Consider the following 20,719-nt stretch of genomic DNA (forward strand, 5'->3'; position numbering starts at 1 on the left):
CGCGCCTGGTCCTACGTACAGGATTTGTGCCAATTCGAGCTTACGCTTGGTCGCTTTAGTGTGCCCAGCGCTGCCCAGGTCCCGTCCAGGCTAGGCCGAAGTAGTCCGCGACGGTGGCAGCGTGGTCCGCGAACGTGGTGCGGGTGCCCAGAACGCGCGGCGAGCCGCCGAGCACGAGCAGCGGCACGCGCTCCCGCGTGTGGTCGGTCCCGGGCGTCGTCGGGTCGTTGCCATGGTCGGCCGTGAGGACGAGCCGGGCCCCGGCGGGCAAGGCGGCTTCGAACGTAGGCAGGACCGCGTCGAACGCGTCGAGCGCGCGGGCGAAGCCCTCTGGGTTGTTGCGGTGGCCGTACTCCTGGTCGAAATCGACGAGGTTGGTCCAGATGAACGTCGGCGTCGTGCCACCAGCGGCCTCGCGCATGGCAGCGAGGGTGGCCCCGACCCCCTCGGCGTTGTCCTTCGTCTTCGTGACCGTGTCAAAGCCGACGTTCGCGAACAGGTCGCCGATCTTGCCGACGGCGACGGTGCGCACCTGGGTGCCCTGGAGTTGCGCCTGGATCGGCGGCGTAGGCGGCGCGAGGGCGAAGTCACGTCGCTTCTCGGAGATGCGCGCGAACGCACCCGGCTGGCCCACGAATGGACGCGCGATGACGCGGCCCACCGCGTGTGGACCTACGCAGACCTCTTCCCGTGCGATGCGGCACAGGTCGTAGAGCCGGTCCAGCGGAATCACATCGGTGTGCGCGGCGATCTGGAAGACGCTGTCCGCGGACGTGTAGACGATGGGCTGGCCTGTGCGCAGGTGCTCCGCCCCGTGCTGGTCGATGATGGCGGTGCCGGAGGCGGGCACGCCAGCAAGGATGCCTGCGCACCCCGTCGCCTGAAGAAAGGCGTCGACGAGTGCTGGCGGGAAGCCCTCCGGGTAGGTCGGGAACGGCGCGTCGAGTGGGAGCCCGGCCAGTTCCCAGTGCCCAGTCGTGGAGTCTTTGCCGGCCGACGTCTCGACCATCACGCCGGTGCTGGCAGCGGGTGCCTCGACGGGCGGCACGCCGGGCAGACGGTCGAGGTTGCCCAGGCCGAGCCGCGTCAGGTTCGGAAGCGCGGGCCGGGCCACGGCGCACACGTGGGCGAGCGTGTGCGTCCCGGCATCGCCATAGAGCGCCGCGTCTGGAGCGCGCCCGATGCCGACGCCGTCGAGCACGATGGTGACGAAGAGCGGAGGAGCCATGAGGCAGCCGGAGGGGCGGGTTATTCCAGGATGACGCAGCCGACCTGCGCGTCGTACGCGTCGGAGAGCGCCTGCACGGCGTCGCCGCGGAGTTGCTCCGAGGTCGTGTGCCGCTCCCTGTAGAGCGCCACGCCGATGGTCAGCGGGAGCGTCTCCCCCGTCGAGGCGGGCGTCGTGCGGACGAGTTCGACCCACGCCTCGACGTCGGCGGCGCGCCCGTAGTAGAAGACGCCGTAGAGCAGCTCGCCGAACGGCTCGATGCGCCCGTCTGCGAGGGCGAGCGTGTGGTCGAGGTGTTGCTGGAGGACCGCCTCGGTGGTCGCGACGGCCTCGCCCCCCGCGCGGGCGACGGCCTCGGCCTCGGTGTGGTGGACGAGCGCAAGCGCGAGCGGGTGCTGCTTCACGCGTGACCGCGCCATCTCTTCCGCCACGATCACGCGCCGGGCCACGGGCACGCTGTGCGCGTGCCCTCCCCCCAGCGTAGTCTCGTCGGTAGCGTTCCCACCGAGGTTCAACCTCCCAGCGAGACCCGGGGGTGCCTCCTCCTCGACCGCTTCATCCGCCGGGGCTTCTTCTTCGCCCACTGCGGTCTCCAGCCCGATGCTCTCCGGCCCGATGCTCTCCGGCCCGATGCTCTCCGGTGCGATGCTCTCCGGTGCGGCGTGCCCTGGCTCCACGTCAACAGGCTCGTCTACGATAGTCTCAGTGGACGCTGCGTCGAGAGCAGTTTCAGCAGACGCAGTCTCCACGGGCAAGTCGGTGAGGGCTCTTGTCGGCGGGGCTGCCTCGAACCAGGCCGGCACCTCCTTCGCCGCGAGGTGGGCGAGCATGCTGGCAAACTGCCGCAGCAGCGTCTTCTCCGCAGGCGAGTACGACTTCGCGTCCGGGGCCGTGTCCACGACTAGTAATAGCGAGGGGGTCGCGGCCTCGGTGAGCGGCTGCACGTAGGCGCGCCCCACAGCGCTCAGGTCAGAGTAGTAGCCCAGCGCGTCGAGGGCCGCGCCCTTGAGCAGCATCGGGAGCAGGTCGGCCTGCTGCCCCCGAATGCCGCGCAGTGCGCTCCCTGCCGACGCGAACTCGTCGACGAAGCCCACGGCGGGGTGGTCGCTCTTGAGCGCCTCTATTTTGTAGTGAAGGGTCGCCGCGTCGTGGCGGAGCAACGCAACGGTCTGGGCGCGCATCCCGCTCCAAATGGCTTCGACGAGGTGCGCGAGCGCGTGCGAGGTAGGCCTGCGGACGAGGTCCAGTTCGTCACCAGGCAACGGCAGCGGCAGATCCAGTTCGTTGTCGAACTCGCGGGGGTCTGGGAAGCGAATCGGTAGCGGCTCGTCGAAGTCGTCTACGAAGTCCACGTCGCCGAAGGCTGCTGCGTGCGTCGGTCGCAGCGGGGTCGTCTCTGAGGCGCCCTCGACCTCGGCGATAGCCGCCCCCAACTCCTCAGAAACGGTGGTCTCCAGTGCGCTGCGTGCGTCGTCGTTCAGCACCACAGCACCGCCGTCGCGCAGGGCCGAGCCGTCGTCGTTCAGCACCTCGTCGCCGTCGGGGCTGGGACGCAGACTGGGCTGGTCGTTGGCCTCGACGTGCGCCCCCTCCTCGTCTAGCGCAGGCCCTTTCGCCACCAACGCATGCTCTACATCGACTGGCTCCGCATGGTCGGTCGAATCCGTCCCGATGGCCGCTCCGATGACCTCGCTCGCTGCATGTTCCTCCGCATCCATGGCCCTGTCCGACTCAGCCTCGGCGCCAGGCACGCGTCCGTCGGCTTCGATCCGGTCGGCTTCGGGCGCGCCTGCAGGTGCTTCACTGGACACCTCCTCATGCCGGTCGCGCTCGGCAGGTGCGGCAGCCCTCTCCATGGGACGGATATCGACGATGCCAAGCGAGCGCAGGTCATCCTGAGGGCGAGGTGCAGCTAGGTGCTTGGGCGCGGCGGCCCGACTGCGGCGCACCCAAAGGACGATGCCGCTGACAATCAGAAGCAGCGCCACCGCGCCAGCCACGAGGGGGACGAGGGCAGATTCCATAGGGCGGATAGACGACCGCGGGGAGGCGGTACGGAGGGGGTAAGTGTGGTGGCCTTTAAGCTAGCCGTGCCCTCTAAGCAATGCAACTACACGGCCCCAGTGCAGGCAGCGTCTCGCCTCCGTTCAACCGCGCCCCTCGTCATCCTACCGTTCCCGCCGGGCACCTCGCTCGTCTAGGACCGTGACGGCGCACGGTTTGGTCTCCGCCCGCGTCGCCCTGAGGGCTCATTTCGCCGGGACATTGGGGTTTCCGGGCTCCGGGTACCGTCTTCTCAAGGGAGGAGGCCGAACGCTTCAGGTTTCACCCCGCGACTAGCTCCTTTCTCTCATGCGTGCTCTTCTCCTCAGCCTCCTCACGCTCGGCGCCACGATCGCCACGGCGCAACCGACTGCCACCCTCGACTCCGTCACGCTCTCTGGGGGCGCTCCGGCTCACTTCGACGGGACCCGCTGGAGCTACAGCGCAGGCGATGCCTCGACCGTGTCACGCTTCACCAGCGACGCGGAGCTAGCCCATACGCAGGGCGCCCACGGCGACGCCGTCCGTATTGAGGCCACCGTAGCTGACGAGGTGAAGCTGACCCGTCCCGTACTGCCGGGGGCGCAGCCAGCCTCGGTGCGCAACGCCTCGCACCTCGTGTTCGACGCGCAGGGCGAGGGCGTGGTGCTGGTCGCGCTCGAAGTGAGCGACCACGCGCAGCCGTTCATCTACCCGGTGACGCTGCACCCCGGCGCTGAGACGTTCCGCGTTCCGCTCAACCGCTTCCGCCAGCGCGGCTCCAGCGCGCACTTCGACGGCGACACGGTCGTGCGCGTCTCCTTCCTCACGGTCACGCGCCCCGGCACCGCCGCCGACTTCACGCTCACCGTCGGCGGCCTCGCCTTCGACTACAAGCGCTCGCTCGCCGATCGGTACTAATCGACTTTGTGGGTTCGTGGTTGGACCTTCAGCCCGGTCGCGCTGCCGACCGGGCTTTTTCTTTGTTTGTACCCTTTCTCACGCTTTGTCTCCCCCGCAGCCACGATGCGCCAGACCTACCAGACCAACACCCCATGGGAGCCGATCGTCGGCTACAGCCGCGCCGTGCGCGTCGGCCCACACGTGGCCGTGACCGGCACGACGGCGACTGATGCTGAGGGCGATCTCGTCGGCGTAGGCAACGCCGCTGTGCAGACCGAGCAGGTCCTCGATAACATCCGCGCAGCCCTCATCGCCGTGGGCGCACGCATCGAGGACGTCGTGCGGACGCGGATCTACGTCACCGACATCGAGCGCGACTGGGAGGCCATCGGACGGATCCACGGTCAGGTTTTCGGCCACGTCCGCCCGGCCACGACGATGGTCGAGGTCGCGCGGCTCATCGACCCGCGCATGCTTGTCGAGATCGAAGCCGACGCACTCGTCACGGACACGCCTGACGCGGAGCGCTAGCTCACCACGAAGCCTCGTCCGGCACAGCGGGTGGTGGCGCGGATGACGATGCGGGCGGAGCCGCCGAGGGCGCGCGTTCGCCGATGGTGCGCTCGACCGTCACGCGCACACCGCCCGTCCAGCGAGCGACGCCGTTGAACACGAGCGCGAACACCCAGCCTGTTACGAAGCCGCCGACGGCGCTCAGGAGCGGCACGAGCAGCACCGACGCCAGCATCGCGCCGAGCTGCACCTCGGCGAAGTCGCTCCAGAACGTCGTCACGACGGGCATCGTGAACGCCATCAGCACACCGACGAGCAGGCCAAGCACGGCGTAGACAACCGCCCCGACACGGGCGCAGGCGAACGGTGCGAGGCGACGGACAGTGAGCAGTTCGGTCGGGCGCATGGCAGAGTGGCTCTCGGCTGGAAGCGAGCAACGGGCTGCCCACAATACGGCCTCAGCTTACGAGACGCACGGTTGGCTGCCGCGGCGCGCCCAAGCCCGAAGCTTCGAGCAGCATCGCCACGAGGCGGTCCTTCGGCATCGACGGGCGCAGGCGACGGCGGACGTAGATGCGCTTGACGCGGGCGCGGAGGTCCCACGTCGGGACGGTGTGCAGCCGCTTGGCCTCTGCACGGCGCACGGCGACCTGCAGTTCGTCCTTGGTCATGGTCGAGCGCCCTTCCACGTCGAGGCGCTGCGCGAAGTCGTAGAGTTCGTCTTTGGTCCAGAAGGCGGGGTCAGAGGAGGCGTCGGTCGAAGAGGCAACGGTCGACGAGGTGCGGGCGTCAGAAGCGAGGGCCGAGGTGTCCATGTAGCGGGTTCCGAGATGAGTCTAGAGCGATTGCGAAGCGCCGCTCGCTGGGAGCGACGGCCTGCATACGCACCAGTCGCCAAATCGTTCAGACCAAGCCGTTAGGTGTCACAAGTCGCGCTGACGTCGGCGTAGCCGTCGGGCACGGGCACGAACGTCGGCGCGCCCGTGGGGATGGTCCGCGCCTCGGGTGGCATCGTGATTTCTGGCAAGGCGATTGGCGGTGCGTAGCCGTCGGGGAGCGGGTTCGGCTCGGCCCAGAGCGTCCCGCGCGTCGTCTCCATCACGACGTGGTCGCCCGCGCGGCCGAGAACGTAATCGCGCGTGAGCGGCACCTTGCCGTCGGGCGTGTCGAGCACGTAGGTCGGCACAGCAAAGCCCGACGTGTGGCCGCGCAGCCCGCGCATGAGCGCCATGCCCGTCTCGATGGGCGTGCGGAGGTGGGCCGTCCCGCCAATGAGCTGCGCCTGGTAGATGTAGTACGGCCGCACACGCATCGCCACGAGGCCCTCCGAGAGCGCCTTCATGGTGGCGAGGTCGTCGTTGATGCCGCCGAGGAGCACCGTCTGGTTGCCGACGGGCACCCCTGCCTCAGCGAGCTTCGCGCACGCCTCGCACGCCTCGTAGGTGAGCTCGCGCGGATGGTTGTAGTGCGTGTTGAGCCAGATCGGATGGTGCGCCTTCAGAATGTCACAGAGTTCGTCCGTGATGCGGAACGGGTTGACGACGGGCAGGCGGCTGCCAAGCCGGACCACCTCCACATGCGGGATCGCGCGCAGCTCGCCGAGGAGCCACGCGAGTTGCTTGTCGGCGAAGACGAGCGGGTCGCCGCCGGTGAGCAGCACGTCGCGGATGCTCGGGTGCTCGGCGATGTAGGCGAGGGCGTCGCGGAGTTCGTCCTTGCGCATCATCCACGCGCTGTCGCCGACCATGCGCTTGCGGAGGCAGTAGCGGCAGTAGATGCCGCACTCTGAGGTGACGCAGAAGGCGACGCGGTCGTCGTAGTTGTGGATGAGGTTCTTGACCGGGCTGTGGCCGACCTCGTCGAGCGGGTCCTCGACGCCCACGATGTCCGGCTCTAGTTCCCAGCGCTGCGGCACGACCTGCTGCCGGACGGGGCACGCCGGGTCGAGCGCGTCCATGAGGCTCGCGTAGTAGGGCGTGATCGACCAGCGGAAGATCCCGGCGGTGCGCTCGATGGCCTCCCGCTCCGAGTCGGTGGGCTGGATGTAGCGCTCCAGCGTGGCGAGGTCGCGGACGCGGTGGCGCATCTGCCAGCGCCAGTCGGCCCACTCGGCGACGGAGGCGTTGTGCTGAGGGAAGGCGGTCATACGATAAGCGCGTCCTCTTTGCTAAAGTGCTGCACGAGGAGATAGTAGAACACCGCGCGGTGTTTTCTCCCCTTGAGACCTTTCGTCTGTTCGCACACGGCGTGAATCCCGCTCATCAGACGGTCGCTGTCCGCCATGCCCAGCTTCTTGATGAGGAAGTTGTCTTTGACACGCTTCAGCTCCTCCGGGTCGGAGCACGAGACCAGCTTCGAGTCGGTGTTGTAGATCGCGGGGCCGAGGCCTTTGGCGACAGCTTTGAGGAGGGCCTCATCGTAGGATGCGCCGACCTGTTCCATCGCGGCTCTGTAGGCAGCCATCGCATCGTCGAATGGGCTTCTGCGCTCCTGAGGCAGCGAGCGCTCTTCTCCACCACGAGCCGCACGTACGTCTCTCACGGCACCCTCAGGGTGTGCCTGCACATCCGGCGCGCTGTCCAGCATGGCATCGTAGGCCGCTCGGTCTGCGCGCTTCGCTCGCTGCTGGAAATACACCTCCGCGTCCAGCACAGCGACCTTTTCGGCGAGCGCGCTCGCGATGAGTTGCTCGACGGAGACGCCCTCTTCCTGAGCGAGCGACTCCAGCCGTGCTCGGAGGGAGCGTGGGACGTGCACAGCTAACGTGGACATGACACTTGCGTGGCGAGTCGGAAAAACTAGAGGTCGGCAAGAAACGCTTCTGGACGAACGGCGCGAATGCCGAAACGGTCCACGCCCCGAAAGTCGCGTTGGTTGTAGGTCACGATGGCGTCGCACGACGCCGCGACGGCGAGTTCGAGTACCATATCATCCTTCGGATCGGGGAGGTAGGGACGCCAGAGGAAGTAGACGCAGTGCAGACGGCCTTCCAAACAGAGCACGTCGATAAACCGCCCTACTTCCTGCGGACCGAACGGGACCATCTGGGGCCGCAAGAGCACGTCCTCGTACTCCAGCACCAGGGGCACGGAGAGCGCAATCTCGAACGAGGAGCGTCCAACCAAGCGCAGCAGACGATTGGCGGCACCCCGCCGGGAGCGCAGGCCCGTGACGAGAACGTTGGTGTCGAGAACGATTCGAGACATGGTTCATCCCAACTTACGGGGCGCAGAGCCACCACCGAACAAACGCCTTCCCTGAACCTTCGCTAGGCCCCCGCGTAGCTTTTGGCTCGCTTCTGTCCGCCCGTTCACCTTTCCTGCAGCCGCACCATGGCAGGCTACCCCTTCGACGCCATCGAACCGAAATGGCAGGCGTACTGGGACGCCCACGAGACGTACCGCACGCCCGGCCCCGGCGACCCCGGCTTCGACGCTGCGAAGCCGAAGTACTACGTCCTCGACATGTTTCCCTACCCCTCGGGCGCGGGGCTGCACGTCGGGCACCCGGAGGGCTACACGGCCACCGACATCCTCGCGCGCGTGCGGAGGATGCAGGGCTTCAACGTGCTGCACCCCATCGGCTGGGACGCGTTCGGGCTGCCCGCGGAGCAGTATGCCATCAAGACGGGCACGCACCCCCGGCAGACCACCGAAGAGAACATCGGCCGCTTCCGTGAGCAGCTGAAGTCGCTCGGCTTCTCCTACGACTGGTCCCGCGAGGTCGACACGACCGACCCGGACTACGTCAAGTGGACGCAGTGGATCTTCCTTAAGCTCTACGAGCGCGGGCTGGCGTATCAGGCCGAGGTGCCGGTCAACTGGTGCCCCGAACTCGGCACGGTGCTGGCGAACGAGGAGGTGATCGACGGCAAGAGCGAGGTCGGCGGCTTCCCGGTCATCCAGAAGCCGATGCGGCAGTGGATGCTCAAGATCACCGAATACGCTGACCGCCTGCTCGCGGACCTCGACGACCTCGACTGGCCGGAGCACATCAAGAAGATGCAGCGCGACTGGATCGGCAAGTCCGAGGGCGCGGAGGTCGACTTCCGCATCGCGGGCGCGCCCGACCAGGTGCTGCGCGTCTACACGACCCGGCCGGACACGCTCTTCGGCGCGACCTACATGGTTCTCGCCCCCGAGCACCCGCTCGTCAACGAGGTCACCTCGAACGACCAGCAGGAGGCCGTCGAAGCCTACATCGCCGAGACGAAGCGCAAGTCCGAGCGCGACCGCATGGAGGCCAAGCAGAAGACGGGCGTCTTCACGGGCGGGCACGCCGTCAACCCGGTCAGCGGCACGCACGTCCCGATCTGGATCGCCGACTACGTGCTGGCGTCGTATGGCACCGGCGCCATCATGGCCGTCCCGGCGCACGACGAGCGCGACTTCGAGTTCGCGCAAACGTTCAAGCTGCCCATCCGCGAAGTCGTGGCGGGGGGAAAGAAAGGCTCCGACGGCTTGCCCGCGGAGGCCTACACCGGTGACGGCAAGCATGTCAACTCGGACTCGTCGGACCGCCCTGTGAGCCGCATCGCCGAGCGCGGCGTGAATATCAACGGGCTCGACAAGGTCGAGGCCATCGCAACGATCACGGCCTGGCTCGAAGACAACGGCGTCGGGCGTGCGCAGACCAACTACAAGCTGCGCGACTGGCTCTTCAGCCGCCAGCGCTACTGGGGCGAGCCGTTCCCGATCGTCTTCACCGAGGTCGGCGAGGACGGCGTCGGCCACCCGCACCCGCTCACGCCCGCCGACCTCCCGCTGACGCTCCCCGAGGTCGAGTCCTACCAGCCCACCGGCACCGGCGACAGCCCCCTCGCCGCCATCACCGACTGGGTCGAGACGACCTACGACGGCCAGCCCGGCATGCGCGAGACGAACACGATGCCGCAGTGGGCCGGCTCGTGCTGGTACTACCTCCGCTACCTCGATCCCGACAACCCCGAGGCGCTCGTCGATAAGGCCAAGGAGGACTATTGGATGCCGGTCGACCTGTATGTGGGCGGCGCGGAGCACGCGGTGCTGCACCTGCTCTATGCGCGCTTCTGGCACAAGGTGCTCTTCGACGCGGGCGTCGTGTCTACGAAGGAGCCGTTCCAGCGGCTCGTCAACCAGGGCATGATCCTCGGCGAGATGGAGTTCCTTATGGCCTATTCCCTCGTAGATCACCGAGGATGGAAGAAAGGGCAACCAATGCCTGCTAGTCATCCAGATGCTCATGTCCCATCTGGAACGTCAGGCTCATCTGCGATTTTCCCTCATGACTACAAACGGGTTGATAGTTCCCAGGTGGAGAAAATCGATGGAAAGTGGGTATTGAAAGATGACCCCCAAATTGACCTGATAGCAACGTCACACAAGATGTCGAAGTCGCGCGGCAACGTCGTCAACCCCGACGACGTGGTGGCGGCCTACGGCGCGGACTCGCTGCGGCTCTACGAGATGTTTATGGGCCCGCTGGAGCAGGTCAAGCCCTGGAGCACACGCGGCGTAGAGGGCGTCCACCGCTTCCTCGCCCGCGCCTATCGCCTCCTGCTCAACGAGGAGACCGGTGCGCTCGCCGATTCTGTGATGGATCGCGCGCTCACCAAAGACGAGAAGCGCACGCTGCACGGCACCATCCAGCGCGTCACGGACGATACGGACGGCCTGCGCTTCAACACGGCCATCGCCGCGATGATGGAGTTCGTCAACGCGGCCAACAAGTGGGACACGGTCCCGCGCGAGGCCGCCGAGGCGTTCACGCTGCTGCTCGCCCCCTTCGCGCCGCACCTCGGCGAGGAACTGTGGGCCGCGCTCGGTCACACCGAGAGCCTGACGTACGCGCCGTGGCCCGCGTACGACCCCGCCGCGCTCGTGAAAGACGAGGTCGAGATCGCGATCCAGGTCAACGGCAAGGTGCGCGGCACCGTGACCGTCGCCAAGGACGCCTCGAAGGACGACGTCCTCGCCGCCGCCCGCGCCGTGGAGAACGTCCAGCGCTACCTCGACGAGGGCACCGTCCGCAAGGAGATCGTGGTGCCCGGCCGGCTGGTCAACTTCGTGGTGAAGTAGGGCGGCTCCCCCCCGTCCTGCGTCGCGCTCCCCCCGCTTGACACGCCTGGACGGCGGTCAAGCTGTCCCCCTCACATGTGAGGGGGACAGCTTGGGTTGACGCAGGAGCATAGCGACTGTCAACCCAAACGGGGGGAGCCGCGCGGACGCACGGCTGCTACTTCGAGACGCACCTTGCCTTTCCAACTCTCTCGCTTATGGACCGCGCTCAGGCTCAGGCCAACCTCCTACTCAAAATCCGCACGGGCTCGCAGCTCTACGGTACCGCGCGACCCGACTCCGACGAGGACTTCGCGGGCGTCTTCGCGCCGCTCGCACCGTGGGTCTACGGGATGCGTCGCGTCGAGCAGGTCGACTGCGGGCACGTCGCGAAGGACGCGGCAGGCAAGAACACCGCCGAGGCCATCGACTTCACAGCCTACGAGGTCCGCAAGTTTGCCCGCCTCGCGCTCGACAACAACCCCAACGTCCTCGAACTGCTCTTCGCCGACGCGCCCAACGTAGTCCACGTGACGCCGCTCGGCCAGCGGCTCCTCGACGCGCGCGCCCTCTTCCCGCACCGCGGCCTCATGAAGCGCTTCGTCGGGTACGCCACGAGCCAGCGCCACAAGATGCGCATCCGCATCCAGCACTACGGCGCGCTCAAGGACGCCCTCGCCTGGCTCGACGAGCAGCACGCGGCCAACCCGTCGATCTCGCTCGCCGAGGTGAAGGGCCACCGCGACGCGCTCCACCAGAAGCCGCCGCCCGGCTTCGCCTGGAAGGCCAGCCACGCGCAGGTCGGCGACCAGTCGTACGGCTACCACGAGCGCGTCAAGAACGTCCGAAAGAAGGTCGGCGCGCGCCTCGCCTCGGCGACCAACCGCACGGTGCTCTTCGAACGCCACGGCTTCGACACGAAATTCGCCAGTCATCTCATCCGGCTGCTCATGGAGTGCCGCGAACTCGTGCAGACCGGCACGCTCGTCTTCCCCCTCGCCTACGCCGACGAGCTGCGCGCCATCCGCGAGGGCGCGCTCACGATGCCGGAGATCGAGGCCCGCGCGACGGCCATCGAAGACGAGATCCGCGCCGTGACCAACTCGCCGGTGCGTGCGAAGACCGCCTTCGACGAGGTCGACGCGCTCGTGCAGGACATCGTCCGGGACCATCTGGAAGGGGCGGTGTGACGCCGGGTCGCTGGGTTGACGAACTTCCACCCGTCATCTCATGCCAGGTCGCTAGGCTAGCAACCCATTCTCACCTTCACGTCATCCCGGACTTGATCCGGGATCCATCCAACCCACCGTGGGGATTGACTTCGTCGGTCTTCGGCTCCCGCCTTCGCGCGGACGACCTGGTATGTGATAGGACAACGCGAGCAACTGTTATTCGTCCGTCAACCTCCCCCTCCCATGCGTCTTCGTCGTATTGCCGTGTTCTGCGGCTCCAAGTCTGGCTCGAATCCCGCGTACGCTGAAGCCGCGCAGACCTTCGGGCGGCTCGCGGCGGAGCGCGGGATCGGCCTCGTGACGGGCGGCGGGCACGTCGGACTGATGGGCATAGTCGCCGACGCCGCCCTGGCAGCAGGTGGCGAGGTCATTGGCGTGATCCCGCACGGGCTGGTCGTCCGCGAGGTGGCGCACGAAGGGCTGACCGACCTCGTCGTCGTGGACTCGATGCACGAGCGCAAGGCCACGATAGCCGACCTCGTGGATGCCTTTGTGGCGCTACCCGGCGGCATCGGTACGTGGGAAGAGCTGTTCGAGGCCTGGACGTGGTCCGCGCTCGGCATCAACGCTGATGAGACGGGCCGCACCAAGCCCATCGGGCTGCTCAACGCGGCGGGCTACTACGACCATCTGCTCGCCTTCGTCCACCGCAGCCTCGCCGACGGCTTCGTCCGGCCCCGCCAGCGCGTCTTGCTGGTGGACGCCACGCGCCCCGAGTCGCTGCTCGACAAGCTCACCGTCGCCGACGCGCCGGTCGTGGAGCAGTGGCTCACGCGCGACGAGTCGTAGGATGAGCGGGGAATCGCGGCGCAGTCGCCTCCGGCGGTGGGCGTTCAACTTCTTCCCGGCCTACCGCGGCACGGGCGCGCGCTTCGCCTACCTCGCCGATGACTGGCGCGAGGTGTGCATCCGGCTACCGCTCTCGTGGCGGACGCGCAACTACGTCGGTTCGATCTTCGGCGGGAGCATGTACGCGGCCGTCGATCCGATCTACATGGTGATGCTCATCAACGTGCTCGGGCCGGACTACGTCGTGTGGGACAAAGCGGCCACGATTCGCTTCCGCAAGCCCGGCCGCACGACACTCACCGCGACGTTTTGCCTCACCGACGCCGATCTCGACGCGATCCGCCAGGCGACCGCCTCGGGCGAGCCGCACGACGCTACCTTCCGCGTGGATCTCGTCGATGCCGAGGGCGTCGTCCATGCGGAGGTCGAGAAGGTGATCTACGTCCGCCGGAAAAAACCGGAGGATGCGGCGTAAGCCCTGGCGCGCTCGTCCCCTCCCCGGTTCTCGGCCCTCTGCGTTCCATCCTTTGGCTCTCCGCGTCCTCGGTTCCACGACTTGCTCAACCTCATGCGCTTTCTCCCGCTTACGCTCGCCCTCCTCCTCGTCGGCTGCGACTCGACCTACTCTGACTCGGAGGAACCCCGTGACACCACCGCGCCCGTGATCACGCTGGCCGGAGCGAACCCGCTCTCGCTGAACTTCGGCGAGGCCTACGTCGAGCCTGGTGCGACAGCGCAGGACGACACCGACGGCGACCTCACGGCGAGCATCGCCATCGACGGGACGGTGGACGCGCTCACCGAGGGCACCTACACGGTCCAGTACAGCGTGAGTGACGCGGCGGGCAACGAGGCCTCGGCGACGCGCACCGTGCAGGTCGGTGCGCCACCCGCGCTCGGCGTCGCGACCTACGAGGTCACCTTCGAGGCCACGTGGAGCATGGACACCCACCCAGCTGACTTCCCGCCGAACGCGCACTTCTCGCGGCTCGTCGGCGCGGTGCATGCGCCTGACCTGGCGCTCTTCGATGTCGGCACGATGGCGTCCGACGGCATCAAGGACATGGCCGAGCGCGGCGTCAACACGGCGCTCCAGGGCGAAGTGGCTGCTCTCGGCGACAACGCAGCCTACCTCAGCGGCCCCATCCTCAACGACGCGCCCGACAGGGGCACGATGACGTTCACCGCCGACGGCGACGCTGGGCTCACCGCGCTCTCGCTCGTGTCGATGGTCGCGCCCAGCCCCGACTGGTTCATCGGCGTGGACGCGCTGGCGCTCGTCGAGAACCGCCAGTGGATCGACGACGCCACCGTCGAGTTGGCGGTCTACGACGCGGGCACCGACAGCGGCCAGAGCTACCGCGCCAGCAACGCCCCGACGTCGCCCCGCCTGGCCATCGCCGAGAGCGACCATGCCTACTTCGCCGACGCCCGTCGCTTCATTGGTACGCTCACAATCCGCCGCCTTCCCTAGGTCCTATGCCCGCTGAGCTCCATGCCCGCTGAGCCGCTCGACGTTCTCGCCCTCGCTGCCCACCCGGACGATGTCGAACTGTGCGCGGGCGGGACGATGTGCGTCCTCGCGCAGCAGGGCTACCGCACTGGCATCGTCGACTTCACGCGCGGCGAACTCGGCTCGCGCGGCACACCGGAACTACGCCTCGAAGAAGCAGCGCGGGCGGGCGAGATCCTGGGGCTGAGCGCACGGCACAACCTCGGCCTGCCCGACGGCGACATCCAGAACACGAAGGCCAACCAGACGGCCATCGCGCGCCACGTTCGCCGCTACCGCCCGAAGATCGTCCTGCTCAACGCGCCACCGGGACACGTCCGCCACCCCGACCACGGCGACGCCGCCCAGCTCAGCATCGACGCGCTCTTCTACAGCGGCCTTCGTAAGCTGGAGACGACGGATCCGGAGACCGGCGAGGCGCAAGAGCCGTGGCGCCCGCACCACGTGCTGCACTACATGCAGTCGATCGAGTTCACGCCGACGTTCGTCGTGGACGTGACGAGCGTGTGGGAGCAGCGCACGGCGGCGCTCCAGGCGTTCGCGTCGCAGTTCCACAATCCCGACTATGAGGCCGCCGAGGACGAGCCGGAGACGTTTGTCTCGAACCCGGGCTTCTTCCGCTGGGTGGAGGCGCGGGCGCGCGTCTACGGCTACCGCATTGGGGCGACCTATGGCGAGCCGCTACTCTACCGCCACGGCCCCGTCGGCGTGACGGACCTGATGCAGGCCCTCGACCGGGAGCGAGCGTTTCGGTAGACTTCGGCGCCGGGACTCGTTCGCGTCAAGCGAGCATTCCGGCGCGTCAAGCGAGCATTCCGGCGAGAAAAAGCACGACCGTACCCGCGACGGCAGCGAGCACGCCGGCTTTTGCGCCGTCCCAGTGGAGCATCGCGAACACGATCATCACGGGGCTGATCAGGAGGCATCCCACGCCCCAGAGCACGCTCGTGGTGAAGGCGCGGACGAGGATGTATAGGCTGCCCCCTGCGATAAGAAGCAGACCCGCAGCGCCTAGAAGGAGACTCATGAGACCGGGATGCGGAGGTAGGTTGAGGCCGAGGCTGCCGTCGCTAGACTAGCTGCTGCTGGTACTGGTCGAAGAGCACGGACTGCGCCTCGAAGACCCACTGGTCCATGACCACCTGCGGTCGGAGGCCGAGCTCCTGGGCGACCCGGCGCGCTTCGGTGCGGCTCCACCGGGCGATCTGGTCGAGCTTCGTGATGCCGAGGCTGTGGAGCTGCGCTTCGAGGTCGTCGTCGATGCCGGAGATCTTCGTGAGCACATCGGCCTCGGGCGGACGGGCGGGGGCCGCAGGCTCCGGCGGAGGCGCAGCGGCCTGAGGAGTCGCAGGGGTTTGAGGAGTCGGCGGCTCCGGGACAGCGGGCCTTGAGGCCATCGGCTCCGGGACAGCGGGCCTTGGAGCCATCGGCTCAGAGACAATGGGCTCAGGGATGATAGGCTCGGGGATCGCAGGCTCTGACGTCGCGGGTGCGGGGGGCTCCGGCGTGCTGGCTAGGCTATCGAACGATGCAAACGAGGGCAGCGGCGCAGCCGTCGAGTCGCCCGCGGGCGCGGCGAAGTCGTCCTCCGGCATCGCAACGTTGCCCCCTGTTGGAGCGGCATCGCTAGACTCCGGCTGGGGCGGCTCGCTGGCGGCGAAGTCGAACGACTGCCATTGGAGGCCATCCCCGGCGGGCGGAGCAGGCGAGGCAGGGATCTCCTCTACACCGAAATCGGGCGGAGCGACAGGCGGCGTGCTGGGCGGCGGGGCGCTGACCGGGGGCGGCGCGGGGGCCTGCGGCACGGCCGCGGCAGGAGCCAAGGGCACCGACGGCGGAGCCTCGGCCTGCTGAGCATCGGCCTGCTGAGCAGACGCTGGCGGGGACGACGACGCTGGCGGGGACGACGACGCTGGCGGGGACGACGGCGCTGGCGGGTTGGCAGCGACAAGCTGCAGCGGAGCCGTCTGCTGGCCCTCCGGGAGCGCGTCGTGCGTCTTCCAGAACGCATCGAGTGCGCCCGCGAGCTGGTGGCGCAGTTCGTCGAGTTCCTGGTTGCGCCGGTCGATCTCGTGGTGGAGTTCGCTGCGCAGGCCGTCTACCTTGCGGTCGTTCGTCTCCAGGTGCAGCTTCACATCGTCCATCTGCTGCGAGAGCTGTGCGTTCTGGACGCGTTGCTCCTGCTGCTGCTGCTGGTAGAGTTGCTCGATGCGCTGCCGGATCTTCGTGACCTGCTCTTCCTTCTGGCGGAGCAGGTCTTTCTGCGACTGCGGCTGCGCGGCCGTGACCACCTTCTCGGATTGGCGCGCCCGAACGTAGAGAAACGCGATCACACCGCCGAGGGCGACGGCGAGCACGATCACGGCGGTCAGGATGAGAAAAGTCGTGTTCATGGCGGACGGTAGGCGAGCGCGCGAGCGCAGGGGTGACGTACGGGATTAGGAAGCGAGCGGGTCAGCCGTGTCCGGGGCGGTCGTGCCCGGGGCGGTCGTGCCCGGGGCGGTCGTGCCCGGGGCGGTCGTGCCCGGGTCGACCGCATCAGGCTCGACGACGCGACGTGTCAGGGCGGGTGGGCCCTCGGCGGGATCGACCCGGAGCAGTCCCAGATCGAGCCCGGCGCTCTGCAGGAGCGCGAGAAGCAGCTCACCACGGAGCGTGGCGGTTTGCAGGCTCTGCGCCGACAAGGTGACCGCGACCGGCGTGCCACGCGTGTTGAGCCGCGCAGCGAGCGCCACCGCGGCCGAGGCGAGCGCTTCGTCAATGGTCACAGACTCGGGCGTCGGGTACTGCTGCTGCACCGCATCGAGGAAGCGGTCGGTGGCGACGTCGAGCGGCACGTCGTCGAGATCGGCGACCCCGTCGAGGTAGTCTGGGGCGTAGGCGGTCGGCGCGACGCGGGCCTGCTCGGCTGTCGGCTGCGTGAGGTGCAGCCCGAGCACAGCAAGGGCGACGAGGAGCGCGAGGCTCAACGCGCCTACCAGCAACACGGCTCGGCTCGACAGCATAGGGTGGGTTGTATCGAAGCTGGGTGGGGCACTCCTGTAACTGGCGGTCGCAGGCAGGGAGCACAAGGTTAGACACTCCCCTGGTCAGCAAGAGCCATTCCACTTCGCGCAACCCCGCGCCCTCGTGCGCAGAATCGCAGAACTGAGTCCAGCAGGCTCGTATCTTCGCGCCTCTTCTGTGGGGGCCACGTGAAGGCAACAAGGCTTACACCCTCCCGCCTCTTCGTTCCCCGCACCCACGAACGCTCGTTACGGAACGCTCCTCCATGCCTCCTCTCGTTCGCTTCGCTCGGCGCCGAACGCGTCCCAGTTCCACGGCTCGCGGTGCCGTGTGGCTGAGCGCCGCCGTAGTCTGGGTTAGCGTACTCGTCATCGGATGCACGTCGCCCAGCGCCCCCCCGCCGGTCAGCGCTGCCACCTATGTCGGCGACGCCTCCTGCGCGTCGTGCCACGGCGACATCGCGGCACCGTACGCGCAGACCAACAAGGCGCACGCGCTCACCCGCTTTGATCCCGCGACGGCGCCGGAGCGCTTCGACGCCAGCGGTCGCAGCCCCGTCGTCTACAACCCCGCGTTCGACCTCTCCTACGAAGCGTTCGTGCGCGGCGACACGCTCTACCAACGCGAGTTCCGCCGCGACCCCGACGGGACGCTCTCCCACGAACTGACCTACGCCGCGAGCCACGTGATCGGCTCCGGCCACGCCACGCGCTCCTACTTGATGACCGTCGAGACGGCAGACGGCGGCTATCTGACGGAGATGCCGCTCACGTGGTACGTCGACCGCAGCCTGTGGGCGATGAGCCCCGGCTACACCAACCTCAACCACCGCTTCAACCGCGCTATCACGGAGGAGTGCATCGCCTGCCACGCGGGGGTGCCCGATGCCACGGCGTTCTCGGTCAACCACTTCGTCGAGACCGACGGTGGCATCTCGTGCGAGCGCTGCCACGGGCCCGCCTCGGCGCATGTCGCCGCCTGGCAGGCCGACCCGGACGGGCAGGCCGACGGCCCCGATCCGACCATCGTCAACCCCGCGCACCTGAGCATCGACCTGCAACTCGATGTCTGCCAGCAATGTCACCTCGAAGGCACGACCGTCTTCCAGCCGGGCGAGACGCCGCTGAGCTACGTCCCCGGTGCGCCGCTGCGCGCCCACCGGACCGTCTTCGCCACCGAGAGCAGCCTCGACGAGCCCGAGTCGTTCGGCGTGGCCTCGCACGTGGTGCGGATGCGCCTGAGTGCGTGCTTCGAGGAAACGCAGGGCACGCCCGATGCAATGACGTGCACGACGTGCCACGACCCGCACCGCCCCGAGGAAGCGCTCCCGGCCGACCACTACAACATCACGTGCCGCTCGTGCCACGGCGCGGAGGCACACGAGGCCGCCTGCTCCCGCCCCGACATCGACGCGGACGCCTCCGACGCACGCGTGATGGCCGCGCAAGGCGACTGCGTAAGCTGCCACCTGCAGAAGGCCGGCACGTCGGACATCCCGCACGTCACGTTCACCGACCACTGGATCCGCCGCGAGCTGCCCGAGGCGCGCGCGAGCGTCGAGACGGCGCTCCTCCGCCCGACCCGCACGACGCCGTTCCGCCTCGTCGATGTGACCGCTGCCGACCGGGGCGACGCGCCTGCCGCATCCGCGACTACGGAGGCCGACCCGAACGACAATGGCCGCGGACTGATCGACAGCGGCCTGGCCACGTTCCAGTTCTACGAGACGACGCACGGGCTCCCGGCCTACCTCCCCGGCATCGTGGACCAGCTGCGGCGCGGGCTCGCCCTCGGCGGCGCCCACCCCGACGCGCGTGTCACGCTGGGCCGTGCCCTTGCCGCGATGGACTCCACCGAGGTGGCGCTCGCTGTGCTGAGCGAGGCCGCTTCCACCACCCCCGACTATGCCTGGGCGCACTTCTGGCGCGGCCACACCCTGCACGCCACCGGCCGCTCAGCGGAAGCCGTCGCCGCGCTCGACCAGGCTGTGGCGCTCGCGCCGAAGCTGGTCGAGGCACACCTCAAGCGCGGCGAGGCGCTCAACGCGACCGGCCGCCCCACGGACGCCATCGCCGCCTGGCGGGTCGGCCTCGCACTTGACCCCGAGCACCATCCGGACGGCTGGAACAACCTCGGCTTCGCGCTCCTCCAACAGCAGGACATTGCCGGCGCCGAGACGGCGCTCCGTCGTGCCGTCGCGCTCGACCCTGACTTCGCCGTCGCGCGCGTCAACCTCGGCACGGTGCACCTGATCGCAGCCCAGCAAGACCCGGCGCGCCTCGCCGCCGCCGCGGAGCAGTTCGAGCGGGCGCTCACCGCCGACGCGACCTACGCGCCTGCGCTCGGCAACCTCGGCGTGCTCCGCGCCCAGCAAGGTCGCACCGCCGAGGCGCGCCGCCTCTTCGAACGCCTCCTCGCCCTCGACCCGACTGACCAACGCGCCCGTGCCTACCTCCAGCAACTCAACTAGACGCTCGGCTCTCGGCTCTCGGCTCTCGGCTCTCGGCGCCCGATGCTGGGTCGCCGCGCTGGTGCTCTGGGTGGGGTGCAGCGGTGGGATAGACGGGATCATCGTCGACCTCGACAAGGCTAACGAGGACGTGCTGCTGGCCTTCTACTTCGGCAGCTACGTTGGGCCGGGCGGCGGCGACCCGCTCGAGGCCGGGCTGCTCGGGCGCGAGGGCAACGCCGTGACGCTCAACATGGACGCGCTACCGGCGCCGACGCGCGGCGCGTTTGCCAGCGCTGCCGAAGACGGACGCATCGACTGGGACGAAGCGAAGGCCGCGTTTCAGGCGACCTATGCCGAGGCGCGCGCCGTCCCTGCCTCGCTGTCTGACTTTCAGAGCGCGGTGCCCTACCTCGACGCGTCCGGCCGTGCTGCCGACGGCTGGTACTCGGTCGAGATCGACGGCGTGATGACGAGCGCGCGGCGGCGGGTCTATGTCGAAAAGGGCGCACTCCGCCAGGCCCTCCGCGACTTCGATGCGAACGGCGAGCGCATTGTCTACCCGCCCGGCACGGCGCTTATTGGAGAGCACTGGCTGGACGGCGAGCGCGCCGAGGTGACCATCAAGCAGAAGCGTGCCGATGGCTTCTGGGACTTCCTCGTCTACGACGCCGCAGGCACCCTCGCCGACGGCACCTCGACTCCGCCGCGCGACCTCGCGGCCCCGACGCAGTGCGTGGGGTGCCACCTCGGCACCAAGCTCCACGAGCCCGAGAAGAGCTTCCCGGCCGAGGCTCCCGACGGCCCGCACGGCCCACGCGCGATCTACATCGACGAGGCTACCCGTGACGCCGAGGAGACGCGCGCCGTGACCGAGCGCTTCGCCGAGCACCGCACCCGCTCGGACTCCGTGCTCGGCCTCTACGCCACGCTCTTCGTCGCCGACCTGCTTGCCGACCGCCGCGCCGGGCGCGCCCTCGATGCAGAAGACGAGGCGACGCTGGCCGCGCTCGGCTACTGACCGGCGCT

The 20,719-nt window shown here is 68.4% G+C and carries 20 protein-coding genes; 10 read left to right on the forward strand and 10 right to left on the reverse strand.

The genetic code is table 11. From position 1 onward, the window contains the following. Positions 1 to 55 precede the first annotated feature (55 nt). Together AAFU51_15090 and AAFU51_15095 are read right to left on the reverse strand one after the other, a co-directional pair. Entirely contained in the window at positions 56 to 1,228 is a 1,173-nt protein-coding gene (locus AAFU51_15090; protein ID MEO1572580.1) for a phosphopentomutase, read from the reverse strand. Positions 1,229 to 1,248: 20 nt separating this feature from the next. Continuing rightward, positions 1,249 to 3,252 (reverse strand): hypothetical protein, encoded by a 2,004-nt coding sequence (locus tag AAFU51_15095; GenBank protein ID MEO1572581.1) that lies wholly within the window; start codon positions 3,250 to 3,252, stop codon positions 1,249 to 1,251. Between the two features lie 328 nt (positions 3,253 to 3,580). On the opposite strand from AAFU51_15095, the gene AAFU51_15100 reads away from it, so the two are divergent. Continuing rightward, complete coding sequence (locus tag AAFU51_15100; protein ID MEO1572582.1) at positions 3,581 to 4,171, forward strand: hypothetical protein; 591 nt, start codon at positions 3,581 to 3,583, stop codon at positions 4,169 to 4,171. A 105-nt stretch (positions 4,172 to 4,276) separates the two neighbouring features. After that, entirely contained in the window at positions 4,277 to 4,684 is a 408-nt protein-coding gene (locus AAFU51_15105; GenBank protein MEO1572583.1) for a RidA family protein, read from the forward strand. Position 4,685: 1 nt separating this feature from the next. On the opposite strand, the gene AAFU51_15110 is transcribed toward AAFU51_15105, so the two are convergent. The 5 genes from AAFU51_15110 to AAFU51_15130 all read right to left on the reverse strand — a co-directional run bounded on the left by AAFU51_15110 (position 4,686) and on the right by AAFU51_15130 (position 7,872). Next, positions 4,686 to 5,072, reverse strand: a complete 387-nt coding sequence (locus AAFU51_15110; protein ID MEO1572584.1) for a hypothetical protein — start codon at positions 5,070 to 5,072, stop codon at positions 4,686 to 4,688. Positions 5,073 to 5,124: 52 nt separating this feature from the next. Then, a complete protein-coding gene (locus tag AAFU51_15115) occupies positions 5,125 to 5,481 on the reverse strand; it encodes a hypothetical protein (protein MEO1572585.1) in 357 nt (118 codons plus the stop codon). A 101-nt stretch (positions 5,482 to 5,582) separates the two neighbouring features. Further along, entirely contained in the window at positions 5,583 to 6,812 is a 1,230-nt protein-coding gene (locus tag AAFU51_15120) for a KamA family radical SAM protein (GenBank protein ID MEO1572586.1), read from the reverse strand. After that, positions 6,809 to 7,438, reverse strand: coding sequence for a DUF2853 family protein (locus AAFU51_15125; protein MEO1572587.1), 630 nt, complete (start codon positions 7,436 to 7,438; stop codon positions 6,809 to 6,811). Before AAFU51_15125 ends, AAFU51_15120 begins: the two co-directional genes overlap by 4 nt. Positions 7,439 to 7,464: 26 nt before the next feature. Continuing rightward, positions 7,465 to 7,872: a putative toxin-antitoxin system toxin component, PIN family gene (locus AAFU51_15130; protein MEO1572588.1), complete on the reverse strand. Its 408-nt coding sequence runs from the start codon at positions 7,870 to 7,872 to the stop codon at positions 7,465 to 7,467. A gap of 126 nt (positions 7,873 to 7,998) precedes the next feature. On the opposite strand from AAFU51_15130, the gene leuS reads away from it, so the two are divergent. The 6 genes from leuS to bshB1 all read left to right on the forward strand — a co-directional run bounded on the left by leuS (position 7,999) and on the right by bshB1 (position 14,991). Continuing rightward, positions 7,999 to 10,722 (forward strand): leucine--tRNA ligase, encoded by a 2,724-nt coding sequence (leuS, locus tag AAFU51_15135; GenBank protein MEO1572589.1) that lies wholly within the window; start codon positions 7,999 to 8,001, stop codon positions 10,720 to 10,722. Positions 10,723 to 10,919: 197 nt separating this feature from the next. Further along, the gene (locus AAFU51_15140; GenBank protein MEO1572590.1) at positions 10,920 to 11,891 is read left to right on the forward strand and encodes a nucleotidyltransferase domain-containing protein; all 972 of its coding nucleotides are present in this window, start codon (positions 10,920 to 10,922) and stop codon (positions 11,889 to 11,891) included. 225 nt (positions 11,892 to 12,116) lie between these two features. Next, positions 12,117 to 12,722, forward strand: a complete 606-nt coding sequence (locus tag AAFU51_15145; GenBank protein ID MEO1572591.1) for a TIGR00730 family Rossman fold protein — start codon at positions 12,117 to 12,119, stop codon at positions 12,720 to 12,722. A 1-nt stretch (position 12,723) separates the two neighbouring features. Further along, positions 12,724 to 13,197 carry a DUF4442 domain-containing protein gene (locus AAFU51_15150; protein MEO1572592.1) on the forward strand — a complete coding sequence of 158 codons (474 nt, stop codon included), beginning with the start codon at positions 12,724 to 12,726 and terminating at the stop codon, positions 13,195 to 13,197. Between the two features lie 93 nt (positions 13,198 to 13,290). Beyond that, positions 13,291 to 14,196 (forward strand): spondin domain-containing protein, encoded by a 906-nt coding sequence (locus AAFU51_15155; GenBank protein MEO1572593.1) that lies wholly within the window; start codon positions 13,291 to 13,293, stop codon positions 14,194 to 14,196. A gap of 21 nt (positions 14,197 to 14,217) precedes the next feature. Then, positions 14,218 to 14,991 carry a bacillithiol biosynthesis deacetylase BshB1 gene (gene bshB1, locus AAFU51_15160; GenBank protein MEO1572594.1) on the forward strand — a complete coding sequence of 258 codons (774 nt, stop codon included), beginning with the start codon at positions 14,218 to 14,220 and terminating at the stop codon, positions 14,989 to 14,991. 46 nt (positions 14,992 to 15,037) lie between these two features. On the opposite strand, the gene AAFU51_15165 is transcribed toward bshB1, so the two are convergent. Genes AAFU51_15165 through AAFU51_15175 form a run of 3 tightly spaced genes read right to left on the reverse strand, consistent with a single transcriptional unit; the run spans position 15,038 to position 17,240 of the window. Next, entirely contained in the window at positions 15,038 to 15,262 is a 225-nt protein-coding gene (locus AAFU51_15165; GenBank protein MEO1572595.1) for a hypothetical protein, read from the reverse strand. Positions 15,263 to 15,305: 43 nt separating this feature from the next. Next, positions 15,306 to 16,628 (reverse strand): hypothetical protein, encoded by a 1,323-nt coding sequence (locus AAFU51_15170; GenBank protein ID MEO1572596.1) that lies wholly within the window; start codon positions 16,626 to 16,628, stop codon positions 15,306 to 15,308. Positions 16,629 to 16,673: 45 nt separating this feature from the next. Then, positions 16,674 to 17,240, reverse strand: coding sequence for a hypothetical protein (locus AAFU51_15175; GenBank protein ID MEO1572597.1), 567 nt, complete (start codon positions 17,238 to 17,240; stop codon positions 16,674 to 16,676). A gap of 266 nt (positions 17,241 to 17,506) precedes the next feature. Between AAFU51_15175 and AAFU51_15180 the strand changes: the two genes are divergently transcribed. Both AAFU51_15180 and AAFU51_15185 read left to right on the forward strand, forming a co-directional pair. Next, a complete protein-coding gene (locus tag AAFU51_15180) occupies positions 17,507 to 19,711 on the forward strand; it encodes a tetratricopeptide repeat protein (protein MEO1572598.1) in 2,205 nt (734 codons plus the stop codon). Continuing rightward, positions 19,686 to 20,711: a hypothetical protein gene (locus AAFU51_15185; GenBank protein ID MEO1572599.1), complete on the forward strand. Its 1,026-nt coding sequence runs from the start codon at positions 19,686 to 19,688 to the stop codon at positions 20,709 to 20,711. The genes AAFU51_15180 and AAFU51_15185 overlap by 26 nt, the downstream gene beginning before the upstream one ends. Positions 20,712 to 20,719: the final 8 nt, after the last annotated feature.

Source organism: Bacteroidota bacterium (genome assembly GCA_039821555.1).
In the GTDB taxonomy this organism is placed as follows: Bacteria; Bacteroidota; Rhodothermia; order Rhodothermales; family Rubricoccaceae; genus JBCBEX01.